General features: G+C 37.7%; 19 protein-coding genes. 4 read left to right on the top strand and 15 right to left on the bottom strand.

Features of this window, described 5'->3' with window-relative positions:
• Window positions 1-54: 54 nt before the first annotated feature.
• From AC3WOM_RS01370 to AC3WOM_RS01360, 3 genes are read right to left on the bottom strand one after another with little or no spacing between them, the layout of a single operon-like run.
• Complete coding sequence (locus AC3WOM_RS01370) at window positions 55-645, bottom strand: dipicolinate synthase subunit B (RefSeq protein ID WP_427540329.1); 591 nt, start codon at window positions 643-645, stop codon at window positions 55-57.
• Window positions 639-1418 (bottom strand): NAD(P)-dependent oxidoreductase, encoded by a 780-nt coding sequence (locus AC3WOM_RS01365; protein WP_427540332.1) that lies wholly within the window; start codon window positions 1416-1418, stop codon window positions 639-641. Before AC3WOM_RS01365 ends, AC3WOM_RS01370 begins: the two co-directional genes overlap by 7 nt.
• A gap of 9 nt (window positions 1419-1427) precedes the next feature.
• Window positions 1428-1691, bottom strand: coding sequence for a YlmC/YmxH family sporulation protein (locus AC3WOM_RS01360; RefSeq protein ID WP_053594254.1), 264 nt, complete (start codon window positions 1689-1691; stop codon window positions 1428-1430).
• Window positions 1692-1833: 142 nt separating this feature from the next.
• Here AC3WOM_RS01360 and AC3WOM_RS01355 point away from each other — a divergent pair, with 142 nt between their 5' ends.
• The 4 genes from AC3WOM_RS01355 to AC3WOM_RS01340 are packed head-to-tail and all read left to right on the top strand — an operon-like array spanning window position 1834 to window position 4313.
• Entirely contained in the window at window positions 1834-2211 is a 378-nt protein-coding gene (locus tag AC3WOM_RS01355; RefSeq protein ID WP_427540338.1) for a GntR family transcriptional regulator, read from the top strand.
• On the top strand, window positions 2212-3054 hold the full coding sequence (locus tag AC3WOM_RS01350; RefSeq protein WP_492444496.1) for an ABC transporter ATP-binding protein: 843 nt from the start codon (window positions 2212-2214) through the stop codon (window positions 3052-3054).
• 2 nt (window positions 3055-3056) lie between these two features.
• Complete coding sequence (locus AC3WOM_RS01345) at window positions 3057-3686, top strand: ABC-2 transporter permease (RefSeq protein ID WP_492444495.1); 630 nt, start codon at window positions 3057-3059, stop codon at window positions 3684-3686.
• A gap of 12 nt (window positions 3687-3698) precedes the next feature.
• Window positions 3699-4313 (top strand): ABC-2 transporter permease, encoded by a 615-nt coding sequence (locus AC3WOM_RS01340; RefSeq protein WP_492444494.1) that lies wholly within the window; start codon window positions 3699-3701, stop codon window positions 4311-4313.
• Between the two features lie 245 nt (window positions 4314-4558).
• Here the strand turns inward: AC3WOM_RS01340 and AC3WOM_RS01335 are convergent, their stop codons facing one another.
• From AC3WOM_RS01335 to rimP, 12 genes are all read right to left on the bottom strand, one after another.
• Window positions 4559-5782, bottom strand: a complete 1224-nt coding sequence (locus AC3WOM_RS01335; RefSeq protein WP_492444493.1) for a M16 family metallopeptidase — start codon at window positions 5780-5782, stop codon at window positions 4559-4561.
• 63 nt (window positions 5783-5845) lie between these two features.
• Window positions 5846-7960: a polyribonucleotide nucleotidyltransferase gene (pnp, locus tag AC3WOM_RS01330; protein ID WP_492444491.1), complete on the bottom strand. Its 2115-nt coding sequence runs from the start codon at window positions 7958-7960 to the stop codon at window positions 5846-5848.
• Between the two features lie 721 nt (window positions 7961-8681).
• Entirely contained in the window at window positions 8682-8951 is a 270-nt protein-coding gene (rpsO, locus tag AC3WOM_RS01325; RefSeq protein ID WP_427540356.1) for a 30S ribosomal protein S15, read from the bottom strand.
• A gap of 203 nt (window positions 8952-9154) precedes the next feature.
• Window positions 9155-10105 (bottom strand): riboflavin biosynthesis protein RibF, encoded by a 951-nt coding sequence (gene ribF / locus AC3WOM_RS01320; protein WP_492444490.1) that lies wholly within the window; start codon window positions 10103-10105, stop codon window positions 9155-9157.
• 12 nt (window positions 10106-10117) lie between these two features.
• Window positions 10118-11029 carry a tRNA pseudouridine(55) synthase TruB gene (gene truB, locus AC3WOM_RS01315; RefSeq protein ID WP_492444488.1) on the bottom strand — a complete coding sequence of 304 codons (912 nt, stop codon included), beginning with the start codon at window positions 11027-11029 and terminating at the stop codon, window positions 10118-10120.
• 114 nt (window positions 11030-11143) lie between these two features.
• Entirely contained in the window at window positions 11144-11485 is a 342-nt protein-coding gene (gene rbfA, locus AC3WOM_RS01310) for a 30S ribosome-binding factor RbfA (RefSeq protein WP_427540365.1), read from the bottom strand.
• A 102-nt stretch (window positions 11486-11587) separates the two neighbouring features.
• On the bottom strand, window positions 11588-11866 hold the full coding sequence (locus AC3WOM_RS01305; RefSeq protein WP_427540368.1) for a DUF503 domain-containing protein: 279 nt from the start codon (window positions 11864-11866) through the stop codon (window positions 11588-11590).
• Window positions 11866-14166 (bottom strand): translation initiation factor IF-2, encoded by a 2301-nt coding sequence (infB, locus tag AC3WOM_RS01300; protein ID WP_427540371.1) that lies wholly within the window; start codon window positions 14164-14166, stop codon window positions 11866-11868. The genes AC3WOM_RS01305 and infB overlap by 1 nt, the downstream gene beginning before the upstream one ends.
• Before the next feature lie 14 nt (window positions 14167-14180).
• Window positions 14181-14489, bottom strand: a complete 309-nt coding sequence (locus tag AC3WOM_RS01295) for a YlxQ family RNA-binding protein (RefSeq protein ID WP_054770641.1) — start codon at window positions 14487-14489, stop codon at window positions 14181-14183.
• Complete coding sequence (gene rnpM / locus AC3WOM_RS01290; protein WP_427540374.1) at window positions 14486-14764, bottom strand: RNase P modulator RnpM; 279 nt, start codon at window positions 14762-14764, stop codon at window positions 14486-14488. The genes AC3WOM_RS01295 and rnpM overlap by 4 nt, the downstream gene beginning before the upstream one ends.
• A gap of 163 nt (window positions 14765-14927) precedes the next feature.
• Window positions 14928-16067, bottom strand: coding sequence for a transcription termination factor NusA (nusA, locus tag AC3WOM_RS01285; protein ID WP_427540377.1), 1140 nt, complete (start codon window positions 16065-16067; stop codon window positions 14928-14930).
• Window positions 16068-16095: 28 nt separating this feature from the next.
• The gene (rimP, locus tag AC3WOM_RS01280; protein ID WP_427540380.1) at window positions 16096-16566 is read right to left on the bottom strand and encodes a ribosome maturation factor RimP; all 471 of its coding nucleotides are present in this window, start codon (window positions 16564-16566) and stop codon (window positions 16096-16098) included.
• Between the last annotated feature and the right edge of the window lie 220 nt (window positions 16567-16786).

The following is a 16786-nucleotide window of genomic DNA, read 5'->3' as shown; positions in this document are numbered from 1 at the left end:
ATAATGTGTGCTATTGTATCACAAAAATACTGAAAATTGTGTGTAATTCATGATTTATTTGAAATATTGTATCAACAGTGGTTGTAATTGCTTTTTTTGCGTAATTGCTTCATGAACAGTCGTTACCATTTGATCGAAATCAGCAATGAGTGAATTAGGTTTGGAATGAGGAGAATCCTGCCCAAATGGAATAAAGTAAATATTTTTTGCATTAAGCAGCTTCATAATATTGATACCATTTAAACCGAGTGCATCATTTGTTGAAATGCCTAAGATTACAGGTGAGCCGTTCCGCAATGTTGCCTTCGCAGCCATCAGAACTGGACTATCTGTTGCAGCATTCGCAAATTTACTAATACTATTGCCAGTCATTGGTGCAATGACCATTGCATCTAAAGGATTGGATGGTCCAAAAGGCTCTGCCTCTTTTATAGAAGAAATAACTTTTTCGCCAGTCAATGCCTCGATTTTTGCAATCCATTCCTCTCCAGTACCAAAACGAGTAGCTGCATGTAAAACAGAATGAGTAATAATAGGGATAACAGTTGCTCCTACATCGATGAAATTCTGAATTTTAGGTATCACATCCTCATACGTACAATGTGAGGCTGTAATACCTAAACCAATTCGTTTCCCCGTTAGCAATTTTCTTCCTCCTCTATTGCCTTGCACAATATTTCGGCAGCATCATGTGCAAAGTATTTCCCAGGTAATGATGGCAATAGTACATATGTTTGCAATTGCTCAGCATCTATATCTAAACAGCCTGGCTCTGAGGCTAAATCATATAAAACTGCTGGGACATGCTCTATAAATGACTCTGTAATCCATTTAGCTGGAATTGTGTTGATAAAAATACTATTGTTAATGGACCATTTCCGATCATCTAAATTTGTTGCTTTGTAACCATATGCCTTTGCTTCACTCACTTGTACAACCGAACGCGCTACAATATGGACATTAGCACCCATCTTTACAAGTAAAGAAGCGAGCATTTTAGCGATGCGCCCAAATCCTGCGATAGTAAAGTTTTGTCCGTAAATACATTTTTGCTCGAGTCCGTAAAACGTGGCGATAAATCCCTCCGCTGTTAATCTTGCGTTTTGCCAAATAAAAGACTCTTGCTGTAAATAGCAATTTGTTTCATTTCTCTCTAGCAATTGCTTCCAATGCATAGTCAAACGCCCTGTATAAAACTTCACCTGAGATATTCCATATAGTTGTTCTACTTCAATCTTTAATGGAAGAATAGGAAGAATAATTTTATTTGGCTGGAATTCTAATACTAGCTTATTTAATTCTTCATTCCAAACAGATGTTCTTTTATAAAATACCGTTCTCGATGGACTTCTTAGCATTGTCGCTAATTCCTTTAATCGTGAGTCCTCACCGATTACAAGCCACTTTTCGTTTTCCAAAAGCTCACCTCACTGTAAAAATTCTGACTGTACCGTCGTTGTTTTGTTAAATAAAATTCGATCTTCTCCAATTAATATAATTTCATGCCAAGGAATCATTTCACTAACTTTCACTTTCTTTTTTTGGAATGGTAATTTATCTTTGACAATCTCGAAACCATGTATCTTGCCTGTTTGCACATCTAGTAGACATTCCGTATGTGCCAGTATGCCAAAGTGTACGCCACCCTCAACTTGTATTAATTCCTTATCCACCATCTCTGATAGTAGCATCCCTCATCTCCCTCCTTGTGCTGTTATCCCAATATATGCCGAGTTTTTGCAAATCGTGCCCCTACCTTAAGTCGGAAAATATTGCATTTACCAAACAAGCTGTGTATACTGTGCATATACAGTTGAATGAGGTGAGAAATTTGTGCATATTCATTTAAGCAATGCCAGTGATAAACCCATCTATGAGCAAATTACCATACAGCTAAAGGAAGCAATCTTAGCAAATAAATTACAGGCTGGTGATGCATTGCCATCTATCCGTGCACTTGCAAAGGATTTAAAAATTAGTGTGATGACTACGAAACGTGCTTATGCTGATTTAGAGCGAGATGGCTTTATCGAAACAGTCGCTGGAAAAGGAAGCTTTGTCACTGAGCGAAATCAAGATTTTCTACGCGAGGAATTATTACGTCAGGTTGAGGAGCATATGCAAAAAGCAGTTAAAACAGCGAAAACGGCTGGGTTAACTAAAGAGGAGCTACAGGAATTACTGACAATGATTTTAGAGGAGGGCAACTAAATGAATGCGATTGAAATTCATGATCTACATAAAAGCTTTGAAGGATTTTCTCTTAAAGATGTAAGCTTTTCCGTACCCCAAGGCACAGTGATGGGTTTTGTCGGAGAAAATGGTGCCGGCAAGTCAACTACAATAAAATGCATGCTAAATTTATTAAAAAAGGAATATGGCGAAATTTTGCTATTTGGCAAGGAAATTGTCGAGCATGAATTAACGATAAAAAACGACATTGGTGTAGTTTTTGACGATTTACATGTACCTGAAACGCTCAATGCGACGCAGCTCGACAAATTTATGAAAAAAGTATTTAAAACGTGGGATTCCGGTTATTATTTTGAGCGATTGGTACAATTTAAAATTCCTGAGAGGAAGAGGGTAAAAGAGTTATCACGAGGTATGAGGATGAAGCTGTCCATTGCATTAGCGCTGGCACATCATCCAAAGCTATTAATTTTAGATGAACCAACGAGTGGGCTAGACCCGATTATTCGTGATGAAATTCTTGATTTATTTTTAGCATTTATGCAGGATGAAACACATAGCATTTTATTTTCTTCCCATATAACAAGTGATTTAGAAAAGATTGCAGACTATATTACCTTTATTCATAATGGTGAAATTTTATTTAGTGAAGGTAAGGATGTACTGCTCTACGAGTACGGTATATTTAAAGGCAGTAATGAGGAAGTAAATGCAATACCAGAGCATGCCATTTTAAGAAAACGTAATGGAGCCTTTGGTGTAGAGGCATTAGTGCTAAAGAATGAAGTAAACGAAGTATTTCCTCTTGAAAAGCCTTCTATAGAAGAAATTATGCTATTTTATGTGAAAGGTAGTGTATGAGCATGGTTGGTCTTATATTAAAAGATTTAATGACGATTCAGCGTCAATTGAAGGCACAAGCCATGGTAATGATTTTTTTTCTACTTATGTCAATTATTACACAGGAAGGTGCATTTCTCTTAACAATTGTTGTATTTATTGTGACTTTTCAAGCGATTACTGCTCTTACCTATGATGAACAAAGCAGCTGGGATAAATATGCAAATACTTTACCTATCTCAAAAGGGGACATTGTACTTAGTAAATATATCCTTAGTATCTTTCTTATGATTGTAGGGCTTATTTGTGCACTGCCGATTGTATTGATTATTCATCGTTTTACGCCGATTAACTGGGCCTCATCAGAGTTTTTTCTGATATTTAATCTAATTGTGACATTTGCCTTTTGTATGCTAGCATTATTATTACCCATCTACATTAAATTTGGTTCCATCAAAGGAAGAATGGTCCTTATTGCGATTTGCTTTATCCCAGGCTTTTTATTTGGCCTAATTAACAAGCAATTACCTGATATGTTATTAGTTTTAACAAACATAAAACCTTTTATGTTTTTAGCACCTTTTGCTGGACTTCTAATCCTATGGCTATCCTCTCTAATTTCAACAGCCATTTATAAACATAAAGAATTTTAGAGGAGGGAGTTCATGCAGGCTCTACTTTTACAAAGAATAATGGTACAAAAATGGTCAATTTTCCTTGTAGTTATAATATGTGCTATCATCAGCTACATGGATATACCTTATTTAGATGATCCCTCAATAGGCATATTTGCAGTTGTTTTTTCTGCTTCCATTGTTGGAGGAATATATGAGAGCGATCATAGAATTAACTGGGAAGTTTTTGTCAATAGTCTCCCTTTAACTAAAAAAACACAGCTTCAGGCTGATTTTCTATATTGCTACGGTATCATAATATTATTGTTTGTTCTCATGGCACCAGCTTATTTTTCACAATCCGCTGCGAACGAAAATTTTCCAGAGCATTTCGCCATGTATTTTGCTTATTTTAGCAGTGCCTCTCTGCTCATCTGTATACAGTTTTATATCCATCATCTAGAGAAAACGAAGGGGATGCGTAGCTTTAGAATGTTAACTGCCATTCTCCTTATTTTTATCATCAATTTTCCTATTCATTATTACCTATCACTGGTAGCAGTCAATTTATTTGTGATTTTAATCCCTACAATTATCAGCCTTATTATTAGTGTTTTTATTTTCTATAAAAGCCTAACCCTGTATTTAGCGAGAGAAATTTATTAAAATAAAATTTAAAAATAGGCGACCAAAAACGGTAGCCTATTTTTTGTTAATCACAACGATTAAAGTATCGTTTGCAATTATTTATTGTAAATGCTCTAAAGAAGTTAGCTCATATTGTGAAAAATCAAGTGAGCGCAGAGTTCCACCATTTAATTATCGACAGTTGAAAATGCTCAGTGATGCGGTTAAATTTCTTTTATTCCTTCATTGATAATGTTTTCACCTTTATTTCTACTACATATGTTTTATGCCTTAGGGCCAATAATCGCGATGGCTGGTTCTGCTTTTAATATTTTCGCGATCAGACGTTCCACTGACTCCATTGAAACTGCATCAATAGCTGCTAATACCTCGTCCACAGAACGATGCTTTCCATGAACCAGTTCACTTGTACCATTACGATTCATACGAGCACCAGTCCCCTCTAGTCCAAGCACAAAACTGCCCTTAAGCTGCTCCTTCGCATTATCAAGTTCCTCCTCTGTTACGCCATCAGCCACAATATCAAGCAATGTCGCATCAATTGTATGCTGGAGCTGTGACAATTGTTGACGACTTGTACTACCATATATCGTAAATGCGCCAACGTCAGCATAGCAGGATTGGTAGGAAAATATCGTATAAGCTAAGCCTCGTTCCTCACGTACTTCCTGGAACAAGCGAGAGCTCATATTGCCACCAATAATGTTATTCAGAGCAATAAAACAATACATATCTGGATCTTTTACACCAATTGCTGGGTAAGCTATAGCTACATGTGCTTGCTCTGTATCCCTGATTTTTGCTATCTCTCCTGGATGGAATTGTGGGTTTGTTAATACTGGCGTGACCTCAAGAGGAGATGTTTGATATTGTCCAAATAAATCGGTTATTGTTTGTATTAGTTTTTCGGATATATTACCTGCTAATGAAATCACTACTGATTTCGGACCATAATGCTTTGCCATATAATCACGAATCATATCTGCTGTAAATGTTTTTAACGTAGCAGCAGTACCCAGTATTGGTCGACCAAGTGCATCGTTGGGATACATTACTTCCCATAGCTTTTCATGCACATCGTCGTCAGGTGCATCTTCACTCATTAGGATTTCCTCTAGCACAACTTGTCGTTCCTTCTCTAACTCTTCTTCTGCAAAAGTAGAGTTGAAGAACATATCAGCAAGTATTGTGACTGCAAGCTCTGCATGATGATCTAAAATTTTTGCATAATAGCATGTATTTTCCTTAGAGGTAAAAGCATTTAATTCTCCTCCAATACGATCAAATTCCTCAGCAATTTGACGAGCAGTGCGCGTTGCTGTTCCTTTAAACAACATATGCTCAATAAAATGTGTAATTCCATTCTCTTCAGGTAATTCATAGCGAGAACCTGCATTCACAAAAATGCCTAAAGCCACAGATCTTACATGATCAATTTGCTCAGACACAATACGCACACCATTGTCACATGTATGTACTTGTACCATAAAATTCCCTCCATCTTGATTTAAAAAAGGCTGCGCAACATACGCAGCCTTTGCTATTCCCTATTATTTACCTTGCTCAGCGCGCTCTTTTTCCTCTTGAATAACAACTTTACGAGATAAATTCACACGTCCTTGCTTGTCGATTTCAATCACTTTTACAAGTAATTGATCACCAAGTTTTAAAACATCTTCTACCTGCTTTGTACGTTCCTCTTGGATTTCAGAGATATGAAGTAAACCATCCTTACCTGAGAAGATTTCACAGAATGCACCGAATTTTTCAATACGCTTCACTGTCGCTAAGTAGTACTCCCCTACTTTTGCTTCACGTACGATATCTTCAATAATTTGTTTTGCACGTGCATTCATTTCTTCATCTGCAGAAGAGATGTAAATTGTACCATCTTGCTCAGTATCAATTTTTACTCCAGTTTCTTCAATAATTTTGTTAATTTGTTTACCGCCTGGTCCAATAACATCACGGATTTTATCAGGGTTAATTTTCACAATAACAATTTTCGGTGCAAATTGAGATAATTTTTCACGTGGTTCAGCAAGTGTCGCAAGCATTGATTCTAAAATATGCATACGCCCAATTTTAGCTTGTGTTAATGCTTCTTCTAAAATATTGCGGGATAGTCCATCGATTTTAATGTCCATTTGTAGAGCCGTTACACCTTTAGCTGTACCTGCAACTTTAAAGTCCATATCTCCAAGGTGATCTTCCATTCCTTGAATATCTGTTAAGATGGAGTAATGCTCACCTTTTTTAATAAGACCCATTGCAATACCTGCTACAGGCGCTTTTAATGGAACACCTGCATCCATCATTGCTAATGTGGAGGCACAGATAGAAGCCTGAGAAGTAGAACCATTCGATTCAAGAACTTCTGATACACAACGAATCGTGTATGGGAATACAGACTCATCTGGAATAACCGCATCAAGCGCACGTTCTCCTAGCGCACCATGACCAATTTCACGACGTCCTGGTCCACGAATTGGACCTGTCTCCCCTACTGAGAATTGAGGGAAATTATAATGATGCATAAAGCGTTTAGATTCTTCCACACCTAATCCATCAATAATTTGCACATCTCCAAGTGCCCCTAAAGTACAAATAGACAATGCTTGTGTTTGTCCACGTGTAAATAATGCTGAACCATGGGTACGTTGTAATAATCCTGTTTCTGATGAAAGTGGACGAATCTCATCAAGTTTACGACCATCTGGGCGAATTTTATCCTCTGTAATTTGACGACGCACTTCGTCTTTTACCATCTTATCCAGAATCGTATAAACCTGCTTCATTGTTACTTCATCAGCTTCTTGCTCCTCGTAAGAAGCAATTACACGGTCTTTTACTGCCTGAATCGCTTCATCACGTGCATGTTTTTCTGCTGTTTGAATGGCATCATGCATGTCTGTCTCACAAGCTGCTTTTATGTCTGCTTGAATCGCTTCATTAATTTCAAATAATGTTACTGGTAGCTTTTCTTTTCCTACTTCAGCAACAATTTGCTCTTGGAAAGCAATTATTTTTTTTATTTCTTCATGACCAAACATGATGGCCTCTAACATTACTTCTTCTGGAACTTCAAGTGCACCTGCTTCAACCATGTTGATAGCATCTTTGTTACCAGCTACAGATAAATGAATAGTTGAGTGATTTGATTGTTCCACTGTTGGGTTCACGATGAATTCACCATCAATATAGCCAACTTGTACACCTGCTATTGGTCCATCGAATGGAATATCGGAAATAGCTAGTGCTAATGAAGAACCAACCATAGCTGCCATTTCAGACGTACAATCTGGATCATTGGACATTACCATTGAAATCACCTGTACTTCATTACGGAACCCGTCTGGGAACATCGGGCGAATCGGACGGTCGATTAGACGGCTTGCAAGAATTGCTTTTTCAGATGGACGACCTTCACGTTTAATAAAGCCGCCAGGAATTTTACCTGCAGCATATAGGCGTTCTTCATAGTTTACTGTTAATGGGAAGAAATCAAGTGGTTTTGGTGATTTTGACATTGTTGCAGTTGCAAGTACTGAAGTATCGCCATAGCGAACTAATACAGCTCCATTTGCTTGTTTTGCTAACTGTCCAACTTCAATTACAAGTGGACGGCCAGCCCATTCGTATGAATAGACTTTCTTCTCGTTCATTTAATGAACCCCTCTCTATTATAAAAACACTTACTTTGTCTGTATGTATTAATAGTAAGTGTACCAAAAATGCCTGTTCTATGCTAAAAAATATTTCATGAAATAATCATACATTTAAATTCAGTTATTGCCAATTTATTTAAGATTTATTTTTATATTTTATTGAAAAAGCACTTTTATACTCTTTTGACTTAAATTGATTCCTACCTAAGAAAAGTAAAGGATATAACATGCAGGTTTACACAATAGACTATCATACCACATCCTACTAGTATAAAGAAAGTTAGGTACATAGTAAAGTTTTAGTGGGAGGATAGACAGGAGAAAGATGCAATAAAATAATTATGGGGCTATTTAGTCTCCTTTATGTAAAAATTATGTAGTTTTAGCCATTGGTTGAATAGCGTTTCCTTTTTCTATCTTCAATTTTATCTTAGGATTGGCATTACGAATGGTCCAATTACTAGAAACACTATCTGCCAAATAAGAAAGAGAAATTCATGACATTCCGAAAACTTTAATCATCCAACAAACCCTTGCTCCACTAAAAAATCCCCTCATGGTGCAAGGACATGCATTTTCACAATAAAGCAAGATTATCACATGACTTTTTAATTTTGGTTTTTATCAGAATTTAACTAACAGTCCTGACTAAAACAAAAAAAGACTATAGACAAACTTAATTGTCTATAGTCTAAAACAGGAGTAATCCTGCTTTTAATTAGCGACGTAAGCCTAAACGGGTAATTAGTTCACGGTAACGTTGTACGTCAGCTTCACGAAGATATTTTAATAAGTGGCGACGACGGCCTACCATTTTTAGAAGACCACGCTCAGAGTGGAAATCTTTTTTGTGTGTACGTAAGTGTGTGTTTAGAGCGTTAATTTCCTCTGTTAACATTGCAACTTGTACTTCTGGTGAACCTGTGTCACTTTCGTGAGTGCGGTACTCAGCGATAATTTCGTTTTTACGTTCTTTTGTAATAGCCATTTGTATGGACCTCCTAAATTATAATTAATCCCCATTAGCACAGTACACGTTGGAGTCATCGATATACCGAGCTAAGGTTAAGCATTTATGCACTTATGAATGTTACCATAAATCAAAAGGTCAAGCAAGTGATAACATGACTCTATCCAAATATCGAAGCAGAAAAACACATTACATTAGGTGAAACTACCTGTTTAGCTTTATTATTGGAAAGCATTAAAATAGTCAATCGCTTCCTGTTTATCCTTTTCAATTTGTGCCTTTAAAGCTTCTATACCATCAAATTTCCGTTCACTTCGAATACGTTTATACCAGGCAACATGTACTTCTTCGCCATAAATGCTCTTTTCGAAGTTTAATATATGAACCTCAATGGATAATTGCTTATCGTTTGGGTCTTTAAATGTTGGTTTGTAGCCTACATTACATACGCCATCATACCAATTGTTTTGAACAAATAAACGGACAGCATAGACACCGCTTGCCGGAATATAAGTGCCCTCTAGTGCCTGAACATTTGCAGTAGGGAAGCCTATTGTACGCCCTCGCTTATCACCATGTATAACAATACCTGCGATTTCAAAAGGTCGACCTAGCAGCATTCTTGCAGCTTCCATGTCTCCTTCTTGTAAAAGTTTACGAATTCGTGTAGAGCTAATTTTCTCAATATCATCCGTCTTCTTTTCAACAATCGTCACATCATAATCTCCATTACTCAAAGCATGCATCTCCTCCATTGTGCCTTTTCCAAATGCACCAAAGGAGAAATCAAAGCCCGCTGCAACATGTTGGATATTTAATCCACGGATAAATGTATCAATAAAGGCTGCTGGAGAAAGCTTGGCAAAGTCTGATGTAAAATGTACGACAAATACCGTATCCACGCCTTGTTCTTGAAACAGTTGCAATTTTTGTTGCAGCAATGTAATATAAAAAACCTTTTCATTACGTCCACCAAGGACTATAGAAGGATGTGGATCAAAAGTCATCACTGCAGTTGAAATTTGACGCTTGTCTCCCTCTTCCTTCGCTGCCTTGATAACTGCCTGATGCCCTCTATGTACACCATCAAAAAAGCCAATTGCTAATGAATACGGCTCCATGCTTTCTCGTTGCTGTAGTTGATGCGGGTATTTTAAATGAATGACCTCCATACAAAAATCCTCCTACTCTATCGTCGGAAACATCTTATGTGGTTTCATCAACCCTTCCTTCGTAGGATGTGATTGATAAACCGCCATCGCTTTCCCATTGATTCCAAAAACAATTTTATCATGTATCTTTAATAATGTATCTGCCGGAAGCACTTGTCCATTGAAAATTTCTTTTTCATTGGCAGCAGTGATTTCAATATATGGAAAGTCTGTTAATGCATGCTCAACTGGTAATATACATCTATCAATTTGTTCAGCCTCCATCAGCTCAGCAACCTGTGCCAATGTAAAGCAATTCTCTTGTGTAAATGTACTAGAGGCTGTACGTACGAGCTCTTGCATATGTGCGGGATAACCAAGTGCTTCCCCTATTTGTACGGCCAATGTGCGTATATATGTCCCCTTACTACAAGCTATACGTACAGGGAACGTAATTTCTTGTCCTTCATATATTTCTATCTCATCTAAAAGCTCTAAAGCATAAATTGAAACCTGACGTGTCGGTCTTTCAACCGTTTCCCCTTTACGTGCATATTCATAAAGACGTTTACCATTGACTTTTACCGCAGAAAACATAGGTGGTGTTTGTTCAATCACACCTGTTAAAGAAGCTAGTACCTCTAATAGTTGATCCCGAGTGAATTGCTTTATGTTGGTATCCTGTTCAACTGTTTCACCTTCTGCATCCTCAGTTGTCGTTGTTCGACCAATAGAAATAATAGCTTCATAGGTTTTTCCTGCATCTGTTAAATATTCTGCAATCCTTGTTGCCTGTCCAATACAAATTGGCAAAACACCCTCTACTCCTGGATCAAGCGTACCTGTATGTCCTACTTTTTTTGTGCGTAAAATTTTTCGTAATTTAAAAACACAATCATGGCTTGTCATGCCACGTTCTTTCCAAAGCGGTAAAATACCGTTCATATAGTTCCTCCCAAAAACTTCTTTGTTGTAGCGTTGCCAAAACAACAAATTTTTTCTACAATAAAAAGCCTACCTGCATGAACATGCATTTTTGGCAGACTCTTTATCTTTTCCTTATTCTTTGTGTAGACCTCGTAGCAATGTATCAATACGGTTCCCATATTCAATCGATGAATCAAATTCAAAGATTAATTCTGGTGTACGACGTAATCGGATACGTGAACCGATTTCTGAACGAATATAACCAGAAGCTTTTACTAAAGCTTTAAGTGTTTCTTCTCGTTCACGTTCATTGCCTAAAGATGTAATATAAATAGTCGCTTGCTGTAAATCACCTGTTACCTCAACACCTGTAACAGTAACAAACCCAACACGCGGATCTTTTATTTTACGGCCAAGAATATCACCGAGTTCTTTTTTCATTTGCTCAGCAACACGGTTTGAGCGTAGAGACATAATTTGTCACCTCTATTTCGATGTACAGATAGTTGTGTGCTCATCCTTTTATATGTATTAGAATACTCTCTACATATAAATGACACAGCTATCTTCTGTTTCTTATAAATAGTCTCGCCACACATCGAGCTGTTCCCATGACGGATTTGACTGTAAGAAATGAAGCGCATGATTAATTTCTCGTTCGGCTGCTTCTTTTGAAGAAGAAACAGCAACAAGCGCTAATTTCGTGCGCTGCCATACATTTTGATGGTCAATTTCCGCAATAGATACATTAAACTTTTGCTTTGTGCGGGTAATCATACGCTGTAAGACAGCACGTTTTTCCTTTAACGAATGGGCAGTTTGAATGATGAATTCAACCTCTGCGTAGACAATCATTAGACGCGTTTAACTTCTTCCATAATGTAGGCTTCAATAATGTCGCCTTCTTTAATATCGTTGAAGTTTGTAATTGTAATACCACATTCGTATCCTTTTGCAACTTCTTTCACTTCATCTTTGAAACGTTTTAGAGTATCTAACTCACCTTCAAAAATAACTACATTTTCACGAATAACACGTACGCCAGAATCACGCGTTACTTTTCCGTCTGTTACATACGATCCAGCGATAGTACCAACTTTAGAAACTTTAATTGTTTGACGAACTTCTGCTTGACCAATAATTTTTTCTTCAAATTCTGGATCAAGCATACCTTTCATCGCTTGTTCAATTTCTTCGATTACTTTATAGATAATGCGGTGTAAACGAATATCTACGCCTTCTTGTTCAGCTGCACGTTTTGCATTAACGTCTGGACGAACGTTAAAACCAATTACAATGGCATTTGATGCCGCAGCAAGAGAAATATCTGATTCAGTAATTGCCCCTGCGCCAGTGTGAATAATTTTCACATTAACGCCTTCCACATCAATTTTCATTAAAGATGCAGCCATAGCTTCAACAGTACCTTGAACGTCAGCCTTCACGATGAGGTTAAGCTCTTTCATTTCACCTTGGCTCATTTGTTCAAATAGATTATCCAGTGTTACGCGCTGTTTTTCAGAACGCTGTGCTTGAATGGCAGACATTGCACGTGTTTCACCGACTTGACGTGCTGTTTTTTCATCTTCAAAAACAACGAAGCGGTCACCAGCTTGAGGCACATCATTTAAGCCTGTAATTTCAACTGGTGTTGATGGTCCAGCCTCTTTCACACGACGACCTTTATCATTCACCATCGCACGTACTCGCCCGTAAGCATGACCAACAACAATCGGGTCTCCTACTTTTAGTGTTCCATCCTGTACTAACAATGTTGCAACTGAACCACGACCTTTATCAAGCTGTGCTTCAATAACTGTACCTAGAGCTAGACGGTTAGGATTAGCTTTTAATTCGCCCACTTCTGCAACAAGTAAAATCATCTCAAGCAATGTATCGATGCCCTCGTCTTTTAATGCAGAAATCGGTACAAAAATTGTATCTCCGCCCCAAGCCTCTGGAACAAGACCATGCTCTGTTAATTCTTGCATCACACGATCAGGGTTCGCTGAAGGTTTATCCATTTTATTGACAGCAACAATAATTGGTACCTCTGCTGCTTTTGCGTGATTAATAGCTTCTACCGTTTGCGGCATGACACCATCATCCGCAGCTACCACTAAAATTGTTAAGTCTGTTACCTTTGCCCCACGTGCACGCATTGTTGTAAAAGCAGCGTGACCTGGTGTATCTAGGAACGTAATTTTTTTGTCGCCTTCAGTTACTTGGTAAGCACCGATATGCTGTGTAATACCACCAGCTTCTCCCGCTGTTACTTTTGTATGACGAATAGAGTCTAATAACGTCGTTTTACCGTGGTCAACGTGACCCATAATTGTTACAACAGGTGGACGTTCTGATAATTCTGCCTCATTTATCTCTTCTGTTTGTTCGAAGTGCGTTTCTAAATCCGTAATATCTACACGGATTTCTTCTTCAACTTCTACACCATAGTCTGCACAAATTAATTCAATTGCATCCTTATCTAATTCTTGGTTAATTGTTGCCATTACACCGAGCATAAATAACTTTTTAATGACTTCTGATGGTTCACGATGTAATTTTTTTGCTAATTCTCCAACAGAAAGTGATTCAACAAACGTAATTTTTTCTGGTAATTCCTTTTGTTTCACTGGTACTGATGGTTGGTGTGTTCTTGGATGGCGACGTTTGCCTCCATGAATTCCTGGTTTTGGTCGTTGATTATAACCACCGCCACCTCTACGATTACTATTATTATTGTTGTTATTATTATTATTGTTATTATTATTTTGTGTCATATTTCGATTTTGATTACCTTTTGTATTCTTAGATTTTTCGTTAGACGAATTTGAGTTTTGACGCATTTGTTGCTGATTGTTTGTTTTAGGCTTAGAAGTAGCAGATTGCTGCTTTTGCCCTTCTTGCCTTCTCATCGATTGCTGTGGTTTTTGTTGGCTATTTGCTTGTGTTCTTTGCGATACATTTTGAGTAGGTTGTTTCACTTCTTTTTTTCCTGATGTACTCAATGATTGGTTTAACTTCGACACAGTGTCTTTTTCTAACATAGACATGTGATTTGTTACACTCACATTTAATTTACTTAGTGCTTCAATAACCTCTTTACTCGTTTTATTCACTTGTTTCGCATATTCATGAACTCTGATTTTGGTCATCTGCTCACCCCCGATTATTTTTCGTTGAGTAGACTAGACAATTTACTTGCAAAACCTTTATCGGTAATAGCTAAAGCCACTCGGGCCTCCTTACCTGTAGCATGTCCTAGATCATAACGATCACCAATTACATGATACTCAACGTTGTAGTACGTGCATTTATCTTGAATTTTCTTGCTAGAGTTTTTAGAAGCATCGTTTGCAAGCAGTACTAGCTTAGCATTACCATTGCGGACTTCCTTTACTACTAACTCTTCTCCTGAAATGACTTTACGGGCTCTGGCCGCTATTCCAAGCAAATTAAACACCGCTTGCTGGATCATATAATAGACTCCCTACGAATCAACAATAGTAGTTCATCATATATTTCTTCAGGTATTTTTACATCAAGTTGGTGCCCTAAAACATTTTTCTTACGGGCGATTTCAACTGCCTCCTCTGATTTAGAGACATAAGCACCACGTCCGGATTTTTTTCCAGAAACATCTACACTTACCTCGCCCTCTTTTGAACGAACAACACGAATCATTTCTTTTTTAGGTAGCATATCTCCAGTAGCTACACATTTTCGAAGAGGTACTTTTTTATTAACGGCCATAAGAATCACCTTTCCTCTCTGAAGCTTGTCGTAAGAGGTGGACTAGCTACGCACTACCTCAATTATCTCCTAATTAATCCTAGGTAGACAATGCCATTATTCAGTCGACGCCCTCAACGTCCACTGAATAATGGCAGCAGACTAGTCACACGGCCTTTCTTACTTATTCTTCGTCGTCTTGATATAAGTCAACTGCTACACCATCAAAATCACTTTCTTCATCCTCAGCAGGAATATAGGTGCTAGTAGCAGATGGATAAATTCCTAGCTCACGGGCATCTGTTTCACTCTTAATATCAATCTTCCAACCAGTTAGCTTTGCAGCTAAACGTGCATTTTGACCACGTTTACCAATTGCTAGAGATAATTGATAGTCAGGTACAACAACCGTTGTAGATTTTTCTTCTTCGTTTACTTGAACATCTAAAACCTTTGAAGGGCTAAGAGCATTTGCCACGAAGACAACTGGATCTTCTGACCATTCAACGATATCGATTTTTTCACCGTTTAATTCATTCACAATAGTTTGAACACGAGCACCTTTTGCTCCTACACATGAGCCGACTGGATCTACCTCTTCATTATGTGCATGTACAGAGATTTTTGAACGATCTCCCGCTTCTCGAGCAATCGATTTAATTTCTACAATACCTTCATAAATTTCAGGTACTTCCATCTCAAATAATCGACGTAATAATCCTGGATGTGTGCGTGACACAATGACTTGCGGTCCGCGAGTTGTTCTCTCAACCTTTGTAATATAGACTTTAATACGATCATGCGGGTGGTATTTTTCACCTTGTATTTGTTCATTGACTGGCAGTGCAGCTTCAACTTTACCTAAACCTACATAAATATTGCGAGCATCTAGTCGCTCTACTACACCTGTAACAATATCGTCTTCACGGTCTACGTATTGTTCGTAAATTAAGCCTCGTTCAGCCTCGCGTACGCGCTGTGTCACAACTTGTTTCGCTGTTTGAGCAGCAATACGACCGAAGTTACGAGGTGTCACTTCTTGTTCAACCACATCTTCTAATTGATAAGCCGGGTTGATAGCTTTTGCATCCTCTAAAGATATTTGTAAACGATCATCCTCTACCTCTTCTACAACATCTTTACGTGAAAAGACACGAATAGAGCCCTTATCTAAATTTAAGTCCACACGAACATTCTGTGCCTGATTAAAGTTGCGTTTGTAAGCTGTAACCAATGCCGCTTCAATTGCTTCAATCAACACATCTCTTGAAATTCCTTTTTGTTCTTCTAGCGCAGTTAGCGCATCTAACAAATCACTACTCATTTTTTTCACTCCTAAATATGCATTATGCTCAAAAATCGATGGCTAGTCGTGCCAAAGCGATTTTTTCCTGTTCAATGGTTACTGTTATTTTGCGCGTTTTAATACGTACTTCCATCACTAATGTATGTTCATTGTATGACGTTAAGTAGCCTTGGAATTCCTTCATGTCCTTAATGGGTTCATAGGTCTTTACATAAATAAATTTACCAACCGCTTTTTCAAAATCAGCATCTTTTTTTAGTGGACGTTCTGCTCCAGGTGAAGAAACTTCTAAATAATAGTTTTGTGTAATTGGGTCTTTTTCATCCAATAGTAGACTTAGTCTTTCACTTACTTGAGCACATTGGTCAATGTCAATACCGCCTTCAGGTGTATCGACATAAACGCGTAAAAACCAGTTACGCCCTTCTTTTACGTACTCAATATCCACTAACTCAAGGTTTAACTCTTCTACAATTGGTTTAGCGAGCACTTCAATTAAAGATGGTACTTTGCTCATTGTTGCCTCCTGTATCTATTAAATTCTAGCGTAATAAGGATTCATCACTAAAACAAAATGTTGTAATGAACCATAATAAAACAGAAATTCCACCATTGCTTTGGTGAAATTTTACGGTCTTACCTGCTGTTAGTCAAAAATTTGTTTTGCTACGGTATAACAACAGAAAAGAGCGGGTAGGCCCCACTCTTTTGCTGGAAAATTATCAACAAATTATTAC

This window comes from Lysinibacillus sp. FW301-JW8, assembly GCF_058788755.1.
The sequence above is the reverse complement of the archived record's forward strand: the minus strand, read 5'-3'. Positions and strand labels throughout refer to the sequence as shown.

Excerpts from the sequence above, each read along its gene's own strand:
- AC3WOM_RS01360 (WP_053594254.1), bottom strand. The coding sequence starts at position 1,691 with ATGCTACTATCAGAGATGGTGGATAAGGAATTAATACAAGTTGAGGGT.
- AC3WOM_RS01350 (WP_492444496.1), top strand. The coding sequence starts at position 2,212 with ATGAATGCGATTGAAATTCATGATCTACATAAAAGCTTTGAAGGATTT.
- AC3WOM_RS01345 (WP_492444495.1), top strand. The coding sequence starts at position 3,057 with ATGGTTGGTCTTATATTAAAAGATTTAATGACGATTCAGCGTCAATTG.
- AC3WOM_RS01340 (WP_492444494.1), top strand. The coding sequence starts at position 3,699 with ATGCAGGCTCTACTTTTACAAAGAATAATGGTACAAAAATGGTCAATT.
- AC3WOM_RS01335 (WP_492444493.1), bottom strand. The coding sequence starts at position 5,782 with ATGGTACAAGTACATACATGTGACAATGGTGTGCGTATTGTGTCTGAG.
- pnp (WP_492444491.1), bottom strand. The coding sequence starts at position 7,960 with ATGAACGAGAAGAAAGTCTATTCATACGAATGGGCTGGCCGTCCACTT.
- rpsO (WP_427540356.1), bottom strand. The coding sequence starts at position 8,951 with ATGGCTATTACAAAAGAACGTAAAAACGAAATTATCGCTGAGTACCGC.
- ribF (WP_492444490.1), bottom strand. The coding sequence starts at position 10,105 with ATGGAGGTCATTCATTTAAAATACCCGCATCAACTACAGCAACGAGAA.
- truB (WP_492444488.1), bottom strand. The coding sequence starts at position 11,029 with ATGAACGGTATTTTACCGCTTTGGAAAGAACGTGGCATGACAAGCCAT.
- rbfA (WP_427540365.1), bottom strand. The coding sequence starts at position 11,485 with ATGTCTCTACGCTCAAACCGTGTTGCTGAGCAAATGAAAAAAGAACTC.
- AC3WOM_RS01305 (WP_427540368.1), bottom strand. The coding sequence starts at position 11,866 with ATGATTGTCTACGCAGAGGTTGAATTCATCATTCAAACTGCCCATTCG.
- infB (WP_427540371.1), bottom strand. The coding sequence starts at position 14,166 with ATGACCAAAATCAGAGTTCATGAATATGCGAAACAAGTGAATAAAACG.
- AC3WOM_RS01295 (WP_054770641.1), bottom strand. The coding sequence starts at position 14,489 with ATGATCCAGCAAGCGGTGTTTAATTTGCTTGGAATAGCGGCCAGAGCC.
- rnpM (WP_427540374.1), bottom strand. The coding sequence starts at position 14,764 with ATGGCCGTTAATAAAAAAGTACCTCTTCGAAAATGTGTAGCTACTGGA.
- nusA (WP_427540377.1), bottom strand. The coding sequence starts at position 16,067 with ATGAGTAGTGATTTGTTAGATGCGCTAACTGCGCTAGAAGAACAAAAA.
- rimP (WP_427540380.1), bottom strand. The coding sequence starts at position 16,566 with ATGAGCAAAGTACCATCTTTAATTGAAGTGCTCGCTAAACCAATTGTA.